Annotated in this window: 13 protein-coding genes; 7 read left to right on the top strand and 6 right to left on the bottom strand. The window is 44.4% G+C overall.

Features of this window, described 5'->3' with window-relative positions; genetic code table 11:
* Positions 1-71: 71 nt before the first annotated feature.
* Positions 72-1,088, top strand: coding sequence for a tRNA (adenosine(37)-N6)-threonylcarbamoyltransferase complex transferase subunit TsaD (gene tsaD, locus L5M49_RS05520; RefSeq protein ID WP_263265598.1), 1,017 nt, complete (start codon positions 72-74; stop codon positions 1,086-1,088).
* A gap of 93 nt (positions 1,089-1,181) precedes the next feature.
* On the opposite strand, the gene plsY is transcribed toward tsaD, so the two are convergent.
* On the bottom strand, positions 1,182-1,784 hold the full coding sequence (gene plsY / locus L5M49_RS05515) for a glycerol-3-phosphate 1-O-acyltransferase PlsY (RefSeq protein ID WP_263265597.1): 603 nt from the start codon (positions 1,782-1,784) through the stop codon (positions 1,182-1,184).
* A gap of 268 nt (positions 1,785-2,052) precedes the next feature.
* Here plsY and folB point away from each other — a divergent pair, with 268 nt between their 5' ends.
* From folB to L5M49_RS05495, 4 genes are all read left to right on the top strand, one after another.
* A complete protein-coding gene (folB, locus tag L5M49_RS05510) occupies positions 2,053-2,403 on the top strand; it encodes a dihydroneopterin aldolase (protein WP_263180794.1) in 351 nt (116 codons plus the stop codon).
* 68 nt (positions 2,404-2,471) lie between these two features.
* Entirely contained in the window at positions 2,472-2,975 is a 504-nt protein-coding gene (gene folK, locus L5M49_RS05505; RefSeq protein ID WP_263180795.1) for a 2-amino-4-hydroxy-6-hydroxymethyldihydropteridine diphosphokinase, read from the top strand.
* Positions 2,976-2,993: 18 nt separating this feature from the next.
* The gene (locus L5M49_RS05500; protein WP_173246178.1) at positions 2,994-3,794 is read left to right on the top strand and encodes an undecaprenyl-diphosphate phosphatase; all 801 of its coding nucleotides are present in this window, start codon (positions 2,994-2,996) and stop codon (positions 3,792-3,794) included.
* Positions 3,795-3,912: 118 nt separating this feature from the next.
* A complete protein-coding gene (locus tag L5M49_RS05495; RefSeq protein ID WP_263175530.1) occupies positions 3,913-4,755 on the top strand; it encodes a putative RNA methyltransferase in 843 nt (280 codons plus the stop codon).
* Positions 4,756-5,376: 621 nt separating this feature from the next.
* On the opposite strand, the gene L5M49_RS05490 is transcribed toward L5M49_RS05495, so the two are convergent.
* Positions 5,377-5,643 (bottom strand): Lpp/OprI family alanine-zipper lipoprotein, encoded by a 267-nt coding sequence (locus L5M49_RS05490; RefSeq protein ID WP_006080732.1) that lies wholly within the window; start codon positions 5,641-5,643, stop codon positions 5,377-5,379.
* 233 nt (positions 5,644-5,876) lie between these two features.
* Positions 5,877-7,127, bottom strand: coding sequence for a multifunctional CCA addition/repair protein (locus L5M49_RS05485; protein ID WP_263175529.1), 1,251 nt, complete (start codon positions 7,125-7,127; stop codon positions 5,877-5,879).
* Between the two features lie 178 nt (positions 7,128-7,305).
* Between L5M49_RS05485 and L5M49_RS05480 the strand changes: the two genes are divergently transcribed.
* Both L5M49_RS05480 and L5M49_RS05475 read left to right on the top strand, forming a co-directional pair.
* Positions 7,306-8,979, top strand: a complete 1,674-nt coding sequence (locus L5M49_RS05480) for an ExeA family protein (RefSeq protein WP_263265596.1) — start codon at positions 7,306-7,308, stop codon at positions 8,977-8,979.
* Complete coding sequence (locus tag L5M49_RS05475; protein WP_263175527.1) at positions 8,979-10,061, top strand: general secretion pathway protein GspB; 1,083 nt, start codon at positions 8,979-8,981, stop codon at positions 10,059-10,061. The genes L5M49_RS05480 and L5M49_RS05475 overlap by 1 nt, the downstream gene beginning before the upstream one ends.
* A gap of 107 nt (positions 10,062-10,168) precedes the next feature.
* Here the strand turns inward: L5M49_RS05475 and nhaD are convergent, their stop codons facing one another.
* The 3 genes from nhaD to L5M49_RS05460 form a co-directional block, all read right to left on the bottom strand.
* Positions 10,169-11,416 carry a sodium:proton antiporter NhaD gene (gene nhaD, locus L5M49_RS05470; protein ID WP_028760859.1) on the bottom strand — a complete coding sequence of 416 codons (1,248 nt, stop codon included), beginning with the start codon at positions 11,414-11,416 and terminating at the stop codon, positions 10,169-10,171.
* Between the two features lie 799 nt (positions 11,417-12,215).
* A complete protein-coding gene (hemL, locus tag L5M49_RS05465) occupies positions 12,216-13,508 on the bottom strand; it encodes a glutamate-1-semialdehyde 2,1-aminomutase (protein WP_263175526.1) in 1,293 nt (430 codons plus the stop codon).
* Positions 13,509-13,534: 26 nt separating this feature from the next.
* Positions 13,535-14,554 carry an aspartate carbamoyltransferase gene (locus L5M49_RS05460; protein ID WP_105249881.1) on the bottom strand — a complete coding sequence of 340 codons (1,020 nt, stop codon included), beginning with the start codon at positions 14,552-14,554 and terminating at the stop codon, positions 13,535-13,537.
* Between the last annotated feature and the right edge of the window lie 25 nt (positions 14,555-14,579).

Below are 14,579 nucleotides of genomic sequence, written 5' to 3'. Positions count from 1 at the left end.
CTGCGCGACTGGAGTAATCGAGCGCTTGCAGGTAGAATTGGCGCCCTTTAGTTAGCAATTGATGAGACACCATGCGGGTTTTAGGTATTGAAACATCCTGTGACGAGACAGGTATCGCCGTCTATGACGATGAACTGGGCTTATTATCGCACACTTTATACAGTCAGGTTAAGCTGCATGCTGACTATGGTGGTGTGGTGCCTGAGTTGGCGTCGCGTGACCATGTACGCAAAATTGTGCCGCTTATTCGTCAAGCGCTGAAAGATGCAAATACTGAAATGGTTGATCTCGATGGGATTGCCTATACCAAGGGGCCTGGTTTGATTGGTGCTTTGCTTGTTGGCGCTTGTGTGGGGCGGTCACTGGCGTTTGCTTGGGACAAGCCTGCAATCGGTGTTCACCATATGGAAGGACATCTACTGGCGCCTATGCTTGAAGATGACGCACCCGAGTTCCCATTTGTGGCCTTATTGGTCTCTGGTGGCCATTCTATGTTGGTTAAAGTCGATGGAATTGGCCGCTATGAAGTATTAGGCGAGTCTGTTGATGATGCTGCGGGTGAAGCGTTTGATAAAACAGCTAAGCTAATGGGGCTGGATTATCCCGGCGGTCCGCGTTTAGCAAAGCTTGCTGCTAAAGGTTTACCTGCAGGGTATAAGTTTCCGCGGCCTATGACCGATAGACCTGGACTCGATTTTAGCTTTTCGGGTCTAAAAACTTTTACCGCTAATACCATTGCTGCCGAACCTGACGATGAACAGACTCGAGCCAATATTGCTCGTGCTTTTGAAGAAGCTGTGGTTGATACGCTAGCGATTAAATGCCGCCGTGCACTGAAGCAAACAGGCTATAACCGCTTAGTGATTGCCGGTGGCGTGAGTGCGAATACGCGCTTAAGAGAAACCTTGGCTGAAATGATGAGCTCGCTTGGTGGACAAGTGTTTTATCCCCGTGGTGAGTTTTGTACCGATAACGGCGCCATGATTGCCTTTGCAGGATTGCAGCGTTTAAAGGCGGGGCAGCACGAAGATTTGGCGGTAAAAGGTCAGCCAAGATGGCCGTTAGATACCTTGCCACCTGTGGCATAAAACGCCTTTGATGTTGATAGGTTATGTTGAAACAAAAAAACTGCGCTTATAGCGCAGTTTTTTATTGGGATAATGTTGTCACATTAAGATTTTTTAGGCGTTTTTTTTACGTGAAACTTTGGACTCTTCACCTTTAAGTAGCCGTTGGATATTGTCTTTATGACGAATAATGATAAGCGTCGATAGCATGGCAACGGGAATGGTAAATCTGTCGTCTAACCACCAAGTATAAAGTGGTGCAAGTAAGGCCGTCAGAATGGCAGCAAGGGACGAGTAGCGGCTAATTAAGAGGAGGACAATCCAAGATGCCATTAAGCAAATGGCTAAATCATCGCCAATGGGAGCCATAGCACCAAAAGCTGTTGCGACACCTTTCCCCCCCTTAAATCCAAAAAATACGGGATAAATATGCCCAAGGCAGGCGGCGATAGCGATAAGCCCGAGTGATACTGCATCTATGCCCATCAGATAGGCTAAATAAGATGGCAGGGCGCCTTTGAGCATGTCAAAAAACAACACCATGGCAGCCGAACTCGCGCCGCCAATTCGCAGTACATTGGTAGCTCCCGGATTACCTGAACCCTGTAATCTTGGATCGGGTAAACCCCTCATTCTACAAACCAGCACAGCACTCGAGATTGAACCTGCCAAATAGGCGGCCAAAATCATCAAAAGTGTCAGTGTTAATGAACTCACATTGGTTTCCTTACGCGTCTTAAGGTATTATCGCGCAACAATTTAAAAAGCTGACTCAGTTGTCAATCCCGCTATAGGTTTGTGGAATAACTCGCCCATTTGAGGTTGAGATATTTTCTGAATGAGCAAATCCTTTTAGGGCGTTATCCTACTGTGGATTGGCTCGAGTAGAAAGCAAATTAGTTATCTGTCAGAAGATTGCGGATTATACAGCTAGGATCGCTTTTAGCTTATCAGACCTCATAGTAGTAAGTTAGTTGGAGAAAGCATGGATAAAGTACTTATACGGCAATTACGCGTTGATACTGTGATTGGTGTCTATGAGTGGGAAAAGACAATCCATCAGAGTCTGTTGCTAGATTTAGATATGGCGTGGGATAACAAACCTGCCGCCGCGACAGACGATTATCAATATGCGCTTTGCTATGAGACAGTTTCCAATCGATTAACAGAACTTATTACTGAGCATCCAATCGAGTTAATCGAAACGGTTGCCGAGCGCGTAGCGGATTGCTTACTTCAAGAATTTAACGTGACTTGGGTGAAAGTTGTCGTGATGAAGCAGGGGGCGGTAGCGACTGCCGCATCGGTTGGCGTTGAGATAGAGCGTTCACGTTAGATAAGAGTTTGATTAACTTGACTGTTGATTAAGAAATCATGTTTATCTTCAGATAAATCGGACATTGCATGGCACGTATTTATATCAGTCTAGGTAGCAATATCGAGCCTGAACAGCATCTGCAAGCGGGATTAATATCGCTGCGAGCGTGTTTTGGGCCGCTGCGCCTCTCTTCTATGTATGAAAGTGAAGCGGTAGGTTTTAGTGGCACTAACTTTTTGAATATGGTTGCTAGTGTTGAAACTGACCTTAATATTGCTGCGGTAGTTGCGCAGTTTAAGCAAATCGAGCAGAATCACGGCCGGCTTGTCGGGGCGAAGAAATTTAGCCCAAGAACTTTAGATTTAGACCTGCTGCTTTATGACCATGTGGTATGTGAAACGCCCGTTACGCTCCCCCGTGCAGAGATAGTTAATAATGCCTTTGTGTTATGGCCATTAGCCGAGTTAGCGCCGGAATTGATTCATCCTGTGGTTGATAAAAGCTATGCCAGTTTGTGGCAAGAGTATGATAAAGAGTCGCAGCGGCTTTGGCCTGTGATGTTTGAATGGCCCCAAGGGCTGACGTTTTAATTTATTGATAGGATTGTCATGGATACGTTTCAGGTCATTATTTTAGCGCTTATTCAAGGGCTAACTGAGTTTTTGCCTATTTCTAGTTCTGCCCACTTAATTCTGCCTGCTCAGCTTTTAGGCTGGGAAGATCAAGGTTTGTCATTCGACGTGGCGGTGAATACAGGGTCGTTATTTGCTGTGGTGATTTATTTTAGACACGAGTTATGGACTATGTTTAATGCTTGGGTTGCAAGCATTTTTAAAGGTCAGCAATCCGAAGACAGCAAGCTGGCATGGTGGATTATTCTGGCGACGTTACCCGCTGTATTTTTTGGTTTTATGGCTAAGGATTTTATTGCAACTCACCTACGTAATACAGAGGTTATCGCGGTCACGACAGTCGTTTTTGGTTTATTGCTGTGGTGGGCTGATAAGATGTCGCGCCGCGATTTAACAATCTATCAGACTGGATGGCGCAAAGCCTTGTTAATTGGTTTCGCCCAGGCGCTTGCTTTAATCCCTGGAACTTCACGTTCTGGTGCCACTATGACCGCGGCGCTAATGCTAGGTTTGAGTCGAGATGCTGCGGCTCGCTTTTCATTCTTAATGTCAGTGCCTGTGAGCTTAGGCGCGGCAATTTTAGTGGGTAAAGATTTGGCGGAAAGCGCGCTGCCAATTGATTATCAAGCATTGATCTTAGGCACTTTGATCTCCTTTGTTGCAGCTTATGCATGTATTCATTATTTCTTGAAAATCATCAGCCGCATGGGAATGACCCCGTTTGTTATTTACCGTTTGGCACTGGGTGCTGTGTTGTGTGGATTTATTTTTTTGTAGTCATTCCAGTTTAGTCATTATAGTGAAATTATGAATAATAGAATCGGGTCAAGTACCCGATTTTTGTTTTTGGAGCTTCCTCTTTTTTCTGAAGCTTAACTTATTTTTGGAGCTTTATATGGGTCTCGAATATCAGTGTCCAACCTGCGGACTTGCATTAAAACAACACAAAGCCTCCCAAGGTTTTTATTGTGCGAATAAGCATCACTTTGATCGAAATGAGCAAGGGTATTGGGTTTTTACTAAACCACAACGCCAAAAGCCGACAGGGGATTCGCGCGAGCAAGTTAGGGCTAAGCGTTTTCTTCTCGAATCAGGCATCTTTTCGCCTTTAATCGATAAATTGGCTGAGTTAATCACCGGCTCTATCAAGCCTGACGCTTGTTTATTGGATTATGAATGCGCTGAGGGCTTCTATTTGCGCGCTTTAGCTTCCAAGTTGGCAGAGGTCGAAAATCCGCGAAACGTCCAGTACGTGGGTGTAGCGGACGCAGAAAATGCTATTTTTGCTGCAGCAAAAGCGCAGACTCCTGGGATCTTGTGTTTAAGCTCTTCTAAAAAATTACCCTTTGCCGATAATTGTGTGGATTTTATTACTGTTATTGATAGGCCGTTAAAGGGAAAAGAGTCTGTCAGGGTATTGAAAGATGATGGGACCATGTTACTGGTTATGCCTGGGCCACGACATCTATGGCAACTCAGAGAATATATTTATTCCGACTTGGCTGAAAAACCTTTCCAAGTGAATTTACCCTCAGCATTATTGGTAAAAGAAACTCAGTCACTGCGCTTTACTTTATCAATTACAGGTGAACAGGCATTAACGTTATTGGATATGGCACCCTATGCGTGGCGTGCAACTGACAAGATGAAACATGATATTCAAGCTAATCATTTTGAGTCGCTAGAAATTGACTATGTATTAGTCTTGGCACATAAACGCGTGAGTGAATCGCTATAGGTTAAAACTTGCAGTCGATGCAGTTAATTTTAAGACAATTCATAGGTTTAGTTAGATGGTTTTTTGATGCTTTAAAAGGCTATATTACTCAAACCTATGATTCTGTTTGATGTTTTTATGTTGCTCTTATGTTGGATAGGCTGAAGGTGTTATTATTTTTAACTTTAGGCCTATTTGTTCAGTGACAAAGACAACCTTCTTATTGCTTTTGTTTTCCATATAGCCTCGATTTTTTTATCTATAGCTGTTCTTTAAATTACTAGCTTTCACTTCCCATAAATACATTTTTTATGATAAATGAGGCTGATTGTTAGGGATGCTTAAAAACGCAAACGAGAACTTTAGATTAATAACGCGACTTTATTTAAAAGAGGAATAACACTCGTTTATACAGAAGTATGTCAAGGCTAACTTTTAGAGGGAGGTAGGCGAATCGCCTTTAACATGCCTTTGGAAGTTTAAAACCAATTTAGCGATTTTGTATTGTCGCATTCGCTATTCTTAGCATGGCAATCTTGAATTGCAGGCATAAAAAAAGGCTTAGATTGATGTGCTTATCGCTTTCATCTTTCTTAAGCCTTTTGTCTTAACTTACTAAATAGTAAGCTAAATTACCTTTCATTACTTCTTGTAACGAGAAGCAACGTTGTCTAAACGGTCGTTTGCGCGTTTAGCTTCTGCTTGTGCGTCCATAGATGCTGCTTTTGCATCTTTAACGTCTGCAGACAGTTTGCTTTGCTCTGATTTCAGAGAACCAACATCAGCTGACAATTGATCAACTTTGTTGCCCAGAGTTGCAACGCTTTCTTCCAGAGCAGTAGTGTTCGCGCAACCACCTAGTAGGGCAGTCATTGCTAAACCAGCAATCATCAGTACTTTTTTGTTCATTGTAAAAAATCCCTTAAAATAGGTTGGATTTGAATGTTTCGTTACTTTGTAAGCGAAACTGCCTAATTATGACATAGCTATTTTAATTTGCTACGAATATTAATGTGTTTAACCACTATAGGCATATAAATTTTTTTTAAAAGCTTTTTTTCTATGTGATATCGACATTTCTAATCGTAAAAAGGGGCATTATTCACCATGCAGTGATGCACGACTTACAAATCCTTTACAAATTACTGGTTGTCCATCGGCAGTTTTGTTTGCATTTTTTGTTTAAACTGACTGACGGCTTCAACTCGATGTAAATTTAAGGCTTGTTTTATCTCTGCGCCTTGGAAACCAGTGGCAATGATGGCGGCAATATCGACATTATTGGCGACAGTGAAGCACTGAGTTAAATACTCTCCCTGAGGATATGGGATGTTTTCAAATCCTGTGCGGCCGCGCATATCTGCGGTGCAAGCTAATATAAGTTGCGTTAAGCGCTCTGGTTTACGCCAAAAGTCAGCTTTATCGAATATTTTAACGATAGTTTCGGCTCTGAGCTCGAATGCCTGATGGACGTTCTGATGTTGGTCGCTGACGAGTAACGCCAGATCGCGTGCCTCATTGGGTACTCGTAAACGTGTACAGAGGGCTTTTATGAGTGGCAAGCCTTTCTGGCCATGGCCGTGATGCTTTGGTAAATGCTCTTTTGGACTCAGTGCTTTGCCCAAATCATGTACTAGGGCGGCAAACCGAACGCTTTTATCCTCAGTCAGCAGTGCGGCTTGAGCGAGCACCATTAAGGTATGCACGCCAGTATCTATTTCAGGATGCCATTTTTCAGGTTGAGGTATGCCAAATAAGGCGTGAATTTCAGGGAATAGGACTTCGAGTGCGCCACATTGGTGAAGTACCTCAAAAAAGACCTCTGGGTGAGGTCCGCCTAAACTTTTATCAACTTCTTGCCAAACTCGCTCCGCCGTTAAAGCGCTAAGCTCATCGCTTGCGCTAATTTGACGCATCAGTGCCAGGGTTTCTGCGGCAATTTGAAATCCTAAGGCATGAAACCTTGCGGCAAAGCGGGCGACGCGTAACACTCGCAGTGGATCTTCAACGAAAGCATCCGACACATGGCGTAACAGGCGCGCGTTAATATCCTCAATACCATTAAAAGGATCATATAAGTTGCCCTTTTCATCTTGGGCGATCGCATTGATGGTTAGATCTCGGCGCAACAAATCTTGTTCTAAAGTCACATCAGGGCTGGCGTGGCAGCTAAAACCACCATAACCCAGACCAATTTTTCGTTCGGTTCGGGCTAAAGCATATTCTTGTTGATTTTTGGGATGTAGAAATACGGGGAAATCTTTACCCACTTGGCGGTAACCCTGATGCAACATTTGTTCTGGTGTTGCTCCAACGACGAGGTAATCTTTATCTTTAATGGGAAGATTGAGCAGGCTGTCACGTACAGCACCGCCGACGAGATATATTTTCACAGGCAAGATTCGGCTAATGTGTCATAAACATAGCTTATCACGCTCATTAAGATGATGGATAAAGTCGTCGCGAGATATTTGCGCACTTATCTGTCACATTGATGTTGCAGATATTTTGACAATAACATTGGGACGCTTTAACGTGGGGCGTTATTTTTAAATTAGGATGATTGGTGGTATGTACAAGGCCTTTTACGGACTCAGCGATAACCCTTTTTCAATTGCACCCAATCCCCATTATTTGTTTCTGAGTGATAGGCACAGAGAGGCGTTAGCCCATTTAACCTATGGGTTAGGGGAAACGGGCGGCTTTGTGTTGTTAACAGGGGAAGTCGGCACGGGTAAAACAACAGTATCTCGCTGTTTACTTGGGCAATTGCCCGACAATACCGATACTGCTTTTATCCTTAATCCGTCGTTAACTGAGCTTGAATTACTCGCAACGCTTTGTGATGAGCTTAAGATTTCCTACGGCGACAATCCTACACTCAAGCAATTGACTGATCACTTGAGCCGTTTTTTATTGGCGAATCACAGCAAAGGTCGTAATACCGTGCTCATTATCGATGAAGCACAGCATTTACGTCCTGAGGTGCTGGAGCAATTGCGTCTTCTGACTAATTTGGAGACGGACACTAAGAAGTTATTGCAGGTGATTTTAATCGGTCAGCCGGAATTACAGCTGTTATTGAAGCGCCAAGAATTGCGTCAGTTAGCCCAGCGGATCACGGCTCGTTATCATTTATTGCCGCTCAATGAAGATGAAATCGCCCTCTATGTGCTGCATCGTTTGCAAGTGGCTGGGCGGTTTGAGCCTTTATTCACCCGTAAAGCCGTTAACGTTTTGCAGAAATACAGTGGCGGCATCCCTCGATTGATTAACCTTTTATGTGAACGTTCACTGATGGCAGGCTATGCACAATCGCGGGTGCCCATAGATCATCATATGGTGCGGCAAGCCGCGGCTGAAGTATTTGGTGAAGAAGAACCGACTCAAAATAGGTATTTGTGGCCGACAGCAACCGCTGCGGCGTTATGTGTTGCGTTTGGTGTGTCTTATTGGTTATTTACTGATAAGTCAGTCAATACGATGCCAGCGTCCAATTTGGTTTCTGAGTCTGTGCCAACTAATGTGGCGTCATTAAATGCTCAAACCTTAGGCGGGGAAGACATCGCTGATAAGTCAGTAAAACCGACTAATCAACCAAGCGGCCAGACTTCCATTCCCGATCCTAATCAACGTCTGTTAAACGAGGCGATTAATCAGAGTCGCAATATTGATACTGCTTTTGCAGGTTTGTTTAGCGTGTGGGGCAAAGTGCCCTATAAAGGCTTGACGGCTTGCCAATCGGCGGTTGAGCAAGGATTAGCTTGCTATCAACAGCAGGGTAACTGGATGTCACTGACTCGGCTTAATTATCCGGCTGTCGTGTATTTGGTTGATGACAAGCAACAAGATTTTTATGGTGCAGTGCTTGCGGTAGAGGGGGAACAATTACTGATGCAACTGGGTGAGCAGCAACTTTGGGTTGATAGAGCTTGGTTTAATCAACATTTCAGTGGCACCTTCGAAATATTATGGCAAGCACCTAATTTGCCTATGATGGATATCAGTCAAAAATCGAGTCCTGGTCAATTACAGTGGTTAGAGAATGCGTTAGCCCATGTGAATGGTCGTAGCCCCCGTCGGGTTAATCAATTTGATGTGCAATTGGAAAATGATCTTAAAACCTTCCAAAGTCAGCATGGATTAAAAGCCGATGGTATTGCAGGGAATCAAACATTAGTGAGATTAAATTTGTATTTAAGTCAGCAAGGCCCACGGTTAACTGATGATGGGGCGCGCAGCTGATGTCCATTTTACTCGATGCCGTAACCCGCAATAAACAACAGCAACAATCACCGTTACCTGATGCTGTGATGACGCCAAGGGCGAATTATCCACAGCCTCGTAAATCGGGTGTGCCGATAGGAAAACTGTCTTTATTAGTCGTCGCAGTTGCCGCAGGAATCGGTGTGGCTTGGGGATTAAGCGTTTGGAATAAAACTCGACTTCCCCAAAGTGATACTGTGGCAGTGGCTAATGTACTGCCATCAACTTCATCATTGCCACCCACGACTGCGATTAAAAATGAGCTTCAGTCTACGGTAGGAGCTGCCTCTGAGCTCCAAGTTGAGCCTAGTGCTGCTTCAGGTGTTCGGCTTGCTGGGAAAGTGGCGCTTCCTCGGACGCAGACTTTACCCGAGCTAACGGTATCGCCACAATTTCAGGCTGAGACTGTAGTATCAAATGCGCCTCAAATGAATGCTAGCGCGAATATAACGACCAATTCTGTTGGCATGCCGGCTCAAAGTGATAGCAATTCGGGTTTTAGTGATTCAAGCTACGCAGATTATATGTCGACGTCAGCCCAAGTCGATGCGGCAATTCAGGAAGCGGTTGTGCCAGCAGAGACGCAAGCACAGCAGCCTATGATGTTAGGTGCTAATGCCAATGAGTCGGGTCTAGCGAGTCTTGAAGCCCTGCGTCAGCAAGTCAGTGCCGCGGCGGAAGATGTCGGTTTAGAGACCAATAAAAGTCGCGATGAAGATAAGTTAGTGGCTTCCTTTCAAAATGCATTAAAGGATGTGGAATATGTTAATGCTGCAGAGACGAATGTCACTGAAGCTAAATTAGATCCTATCCCCAAAACTGCTGTGGATGAAATTCCGAAATACGGCCAATTACCTGCAGGTCTGCAATTACAAGTGCCTGAATTTAATATCGTTGCTCATGTTTATTCCAGCGACCCTGCCCAGAGATGGCTGAATGTAGACGGTGCAGAGTTACAAGAAGGGGATATGATTGCTGGTAAGCTGAAAATCATCTCTATTCGTCCAAGGGACATAGTGTTAGATATTCAAGGAACCCAGTTTAAGGTGCCCGCAATCTAATCAGGTATTACGATAAGTCATGCTAGCGGTTATTTGTGGTAACAATAAATAAGTAGTTGATAAAAAAGGCGCACTAGGCGCCTTTTTTGATCTTAGTGAATCTCAACTTAATCAAACAGTCTGTTGGCTAAGAATAGGGTCAGTGCGTAACCGACGCTGTAGCAGAGGAAAAGTGCAGGAACATATTTCAAGTAACTCACAAAAGTCAGTTCTTTTACTTTACTCATGGCTACAATACCTGATGCTGAACCGATAATCAGCAGTGAACCACCGACTCCGACGCTGTAAGTCAAGCCAAGCCATTCAGGAGTACTCAGCACTGGATTGGCTTTTAACAATGCCGCTGTTAGCGGTACGTTATCAATTAAGGCTGAGCCCATACCCGTGACGAAGTTAGAGATGTTTGGATTAAACTGAGTATAAGCTTCAGTCAACATGTCTAAGGTGCCAATTTCTTTAAGCATACCAACGAGCAGTAAAATACCTAAGAAGAACAACAGGGTGTCGTATTCAACTTGGCGAATATACTCTAGGATCTTGATTTCTTCTTTATCACTGCGCGTGGTATGGCCAATCAGGAACATAATTGATAGACCCGTTAAGAAGGTTAACACTGGCGGGATACCAAACAATATGTTGAGTAGCATGGTCATTAAAATGGTGCAGAAGAAGACGAGGGCAATCAATACATCAACGGTTTGATAAGTATGTTTGATTGGCGTCGTGCTCACAACACCTTCGGCTTTGAGTGAGAACAGGGTTGCCAGTAAAATCACGCTCACGGCCGATGGGATAAATAACATCAGCAGTTCAGACATATGCACATGTCCAGCTAAGAAGATCATCAGTGTCGTCACATCGCCAGTGATCAGGGCTACACCGCCTGAGTTCACCGCGAATATAATCAACACTGCCATTCTACGGCGCATTTGCTTGTCGAGTTTAAAGGTGGTTAATAAACCTAAAGACACTAAAGTCGCGGTGACGTTATCACAAAATGCTGAGAGCACGAGTGCAAATAGGGCGACTTGGATCATTAACATACGCACTGATACTTTCTGCGGAAACAGCTTTTGCACCATGATTTGGATCATACCCTTAGCATTCAAATATGCTACGAAGGTCATGGTCGACATCAGAAAGAGCCAAAGTGTGGCAATCTCGAGCAAATTTTCATTGAGCTGATGGGCAACGATTTTCTCATTAGCCGGTTCCCCTGCAGCCATAAACAGCGCTACCCAAGAGATACAACCAAAGAATAAGGTGGTTTTTGCTTTATTAAGGTGGGTCACTTCTTCGAAAATAATACTGAGCAATGCGAGCACGGCCAGTAAGATGAGAAAGGTATTTAACATAACTGCAATTCCAACTGCTGTTTTGATGTCGTAGGGCGACTTGAGTCAACCTAAAGATTGGGCATATCAAGGCTAAATTAAGCTAGCCGTGTTAGCGCGTGCGGATCAGAACATAATGGGCTAGAGAACGCAACTGTTAGCTGTAACTCAATTTAATGCTTCTTTGTGATGTCTATCTCATGCTTTTGGGTTGCGAATTAGTTTTATATATTGTTTATTGTGATTATTTTAGCGTTATTAACTGTATTGTTTGATTTGATTACCGCGTTAAAAGTGAGATCTACGATTAAAGTCTAAGCAGTTAGTTTGCATATTCTTTAATTAATTTTTATTCAGGTCGATATTCCTGAATTGTCATGCCTATGTAGGCAGGCATTTTTAATGCTTGCCTTTTGAATTAGTGCCCGCTCGGAAGTAGAGTGCTCTTAGCACTCAGTCCTGCAGAATTCTGCGTCTTGAGCTTGTTTGGGTATCAATACTGGATATTGTGTTTTTGAAGTAGAGGAAAATGACATTTGTTATCTGGAGTCTTTTGCTTTTAGGCTCACTCGTTTAGTTAACGTATTGTGGTAAGCAACTTATTGCGCTGGGCGTGATGGGTTGGCCTTAGCACGTTATTGAGCATATCCATTTGACCTTACAATTCATGGTGGCTGCGAAAATATTTAAATCGGCTTTAGGTTCTAAAAAGTCTGATCGTTATTAAAGTGACACAAAGCTAATTAAATCGGATAAAAGCAAAGGGACGCATTGGCGTCCCTTTGTTATGTTTAAACGGCTTAAATACTAAAGCTTAGGCTTAGCTTGCCGCTTTCATGCTAGCCAATACGCGATCTGCCGCTTCTAAGGTTAAGCGCATCTCTTCTTCGCCATGGGCCATTGACAGGAAGCCAGCTTCATAGGCACTTGGTGCTAAGTAAACACCTTCATCTAGCATGCCGTGGTAGAAAATACGGAACTGTTCGATGTTGCATTGGGTCACTTGATCGAAACGAGTGATCTTGGGTTGTTCCGTGAAGAAGAAACCGAACATGCCACCAACATAGTTGATCGCCATTGGAATACCGTGCTTATCCGCAGCCGCTTTAAAGCCTTCTGCAATACGTTTGGTTTTCGCGCTCAGCGCTTCGTACAGACCTTCTTCACACAGGGCCTCCATTTGTGCCAGACCCGCTGACATCGCAATGGGGTTACCCGATAACGTACCCGCTTGGTAAACCGGACCCGTAGGGGCGATAAATTGCATCACATCTTTACGGCCGCCGAAAGCCCCCACTGGCATACCGCCACCAATCACTTTACCGAGTGTGGTTAAGTCTGGTGTGACGCCGTAGTAACCTTGAGCGCCACTTAGTGATACGCGAAAACCTGTCATCACTTCATCGATAATCAACAGCGCGCCAAACTCATCACACATATCACGCAGGCCTTGAAGGAAACCTGGGACAGGTGGAATACAGTTCATGTTGCCAGCAACAGGCTCTATGATGATGCAAGAAATCTCAGTTGGATACTGCTCGAACAGGGTTCTAACTGAATCTAAATCGTTATACACAGCGGTTAAGGTGTGCTTGGCAAAATCTTCAGGAATACCGGGTGAGCTAGGTTGACCTAAAGTTAGAGCACCAGAACCTGCTTTCACTAACAGGCAATCGGCGTGGCCGTGGTAACAACCTTCAAATTTTAAGATCTTGTCACGACTGGTAAAACCGCGCGCTAAACGAATGGCGCTCATAGTGGCTTCAGTACCTGAGCTCACCATACGAACTTGCTCGATAGAAGGCACCATAGAGATGACTTTTTCGGCCATTTGCACTTCAAGCTCAGTTGGCGCACCAAAAGATAAGCCATTTTCCACCGCCGCTAATACTGCAGCACGGATTTTAGGGTGGTTGTGGCCGAGGATCATCGGGCCCCAAGAACCGACATAGTCGATATAAGCTTTGCCATCGGCATCGTAAATATAAGCGCCGTTAGCTTTTTCAATAAACAGGGGCGAACCGCCTACACCATTAAATGCACGAACCGGAGAGTTAACGCCGCCGGGGATGGTTTTTTTAGCCTGTTCAAATAGCGCTTCGGAACGGGTCATGTTTAGTCCTTAAAGTCTGTAGCCAATTAGCGATCGGCTTTACGTGAATACCAATTAACCGGACACTCATATTTTTCGAGTTGATTATCAACGCCGAGTGTCAATGCAAACAAAGCCATGCGAATTAACAGCCCATTATCCGCCTGTCTGAAGATAGCAAGATTGGGATGGCTATTTAAATCATTATCTAACTCATTGGCTTGCGCACGTGAATCCCTTGGAAGCGGATGCATAATGACAGTGTTAGATTTGCAATGCTGAGTGTAAATACTGCGATTTAAGCGGAACTTGCCGCGATACTTATTTGCTTCTTCCTGTGAAGGGAAGCGTTCTTCTTGAATGCGAGTGAGATACAAAATATCTGCTTGATCTAAATGGCCTTCAAGTTGGTCGGTTATTTTGATGCTATGGCCAGCATTTTCAATGTCGGAGATCACATAATCAGGCATAGCTAATTCAGCAGGTGAAATCAGTGTGAAACTGATGTTCTTATACATGCAGAGTAAGCGCGACAGTGAATGCACAGTACGGCCAAATTTTAAGTCGCCGACCATAGCGATGTGCATGCCATCGATACCGCGGCCAGCACACTTGAGTTCTTTTTGGATAGTGTATAAATCGAGTAGAGCTTGTGTCGGATGTTCGTTCGAACCATCGCCGCCGTTGATCACTGGGACGCGGCTGCCTTCAGCAAACTCTTTGACCGAGTAAGAGTCTGGATGGCGCATGGCAATGACATCAGAATAGGTGGATAACACCCGCGCCGTATCGTACAGGGATTCACCTTTAGATAAAGACGATGAAGCCATGCCTGTGGTTTCACGTACATGGCCGCCGAGCAAGTTAAAGGCACAACCAAAACTCACGCGGGTACGGGTACTCGGTTCGAAAAACAGGTTACCTAAAATGGCGCCATCGAGCACATTATTGCGCTTCTCTCGAAGTGCATAGGGCATCATGCGGCTAGCGACATTAAAAATAGTTTGGATTGAGTCAAGATCTAACTGGTTTACGGAGAGGATATGGGATCCTTCGAACTGATTCATCAGCCTGTTTTCCAATTTGCTAGGG

Source organism: Shewanella sp. SM74 (assembly GCF_025653725.1).
GTDB lineage: Bacteria > Pseudomonadota > Gammaproteobacteria > Enterobacterales > Shewanellaceae > Shewanella > Shewanella oncorhynchi.
Note: the sequence above shows the minus strand (reverse complement) of the source record. Positions and strands in the feature narration are given on the sequence as shown.

What these genes read in the sequence shown, in the direction of transcription:
- tsaD (WP_263265598.1), top strand. Translation starts at nt 72, where the DNA reads ATGCGGGTTTTAGGTATTGAAACATCCTGTGACGAGACAGGTATCGCC.
- folB (WP_263180794.1), top strand. Translation starts at nt 2,053, where the DNA reads ATGGATAAAGTACTTATACGGCAATTACGCGTTGATACTGTGATTGGT.
- folK (WP_263180795.1), top strand. Translation starts at nt 2,472, where the DNA reads ATGGCACGTATTTATATCAGTCTAGGTAGCAATATCGAGCCTGAACAG.
- L5M49_RS05500 (WP_173246178.1), top strand. Translation starts at nt 2,994, where the DNA reads ATGGATACGTTTCAGGTCATTATTTTAGCGCTTATTCAAGGGCTAACT.
- L5M49_RS05495 (WP_263175530.1), top strand. Translation starts at nt 3,913, where the DNA reads ATGGGTCTCGAATATCAGTGTCCAACCTGCGGACTTGCATTAAAACAA.
- L5M49_RS05490 (WP_006080732.1), bottom strand. Translation starts at nt 5,643, where the DNA reads ATGAACAAAAAAGTACTGATGATTGCTGGTTTAGCAATGACTGCCCTA.
- L5M49_RS05480 (WP_263265596.1), top strand. Translation starts at nt 7,306, where the DNA reads ATGTACAAGGCCTTTTACGGACTCAGCGATAACCCTTTTTCAATTGCA.
- L5M49_RS05475 (WP_263175527.1), top strand. Translation starts at nt 8,979, where the DNA reads ATGTCCATTTTACTCGATGCCGTAACCCGCAATAAACAACAGCAACAA.
- nhaD (WP_028760859.1), bottom strand. Translation starts at nt 11,416, where the DNA reads ATGTTAAATACCTTTCTCATCTTACTGGCCGTGCTCGCATTGCTCAGT.
- hemL (WP_263175526.1), bottom strand. Translation starts at nt 13,508, where the DNA reads ATGACCCGTTCCGAAGCGCTATTTGAACAGGCTAAAAAAACCATCCCC.
- L5M49_RS05460 (WP_105249881.1), bottom strand. Translation starts at nt 14,554, where the DNA reads ATGAATCAGTTCGAAGGATCCCATATCCTCTCCGTAAACCAGTTAGAT.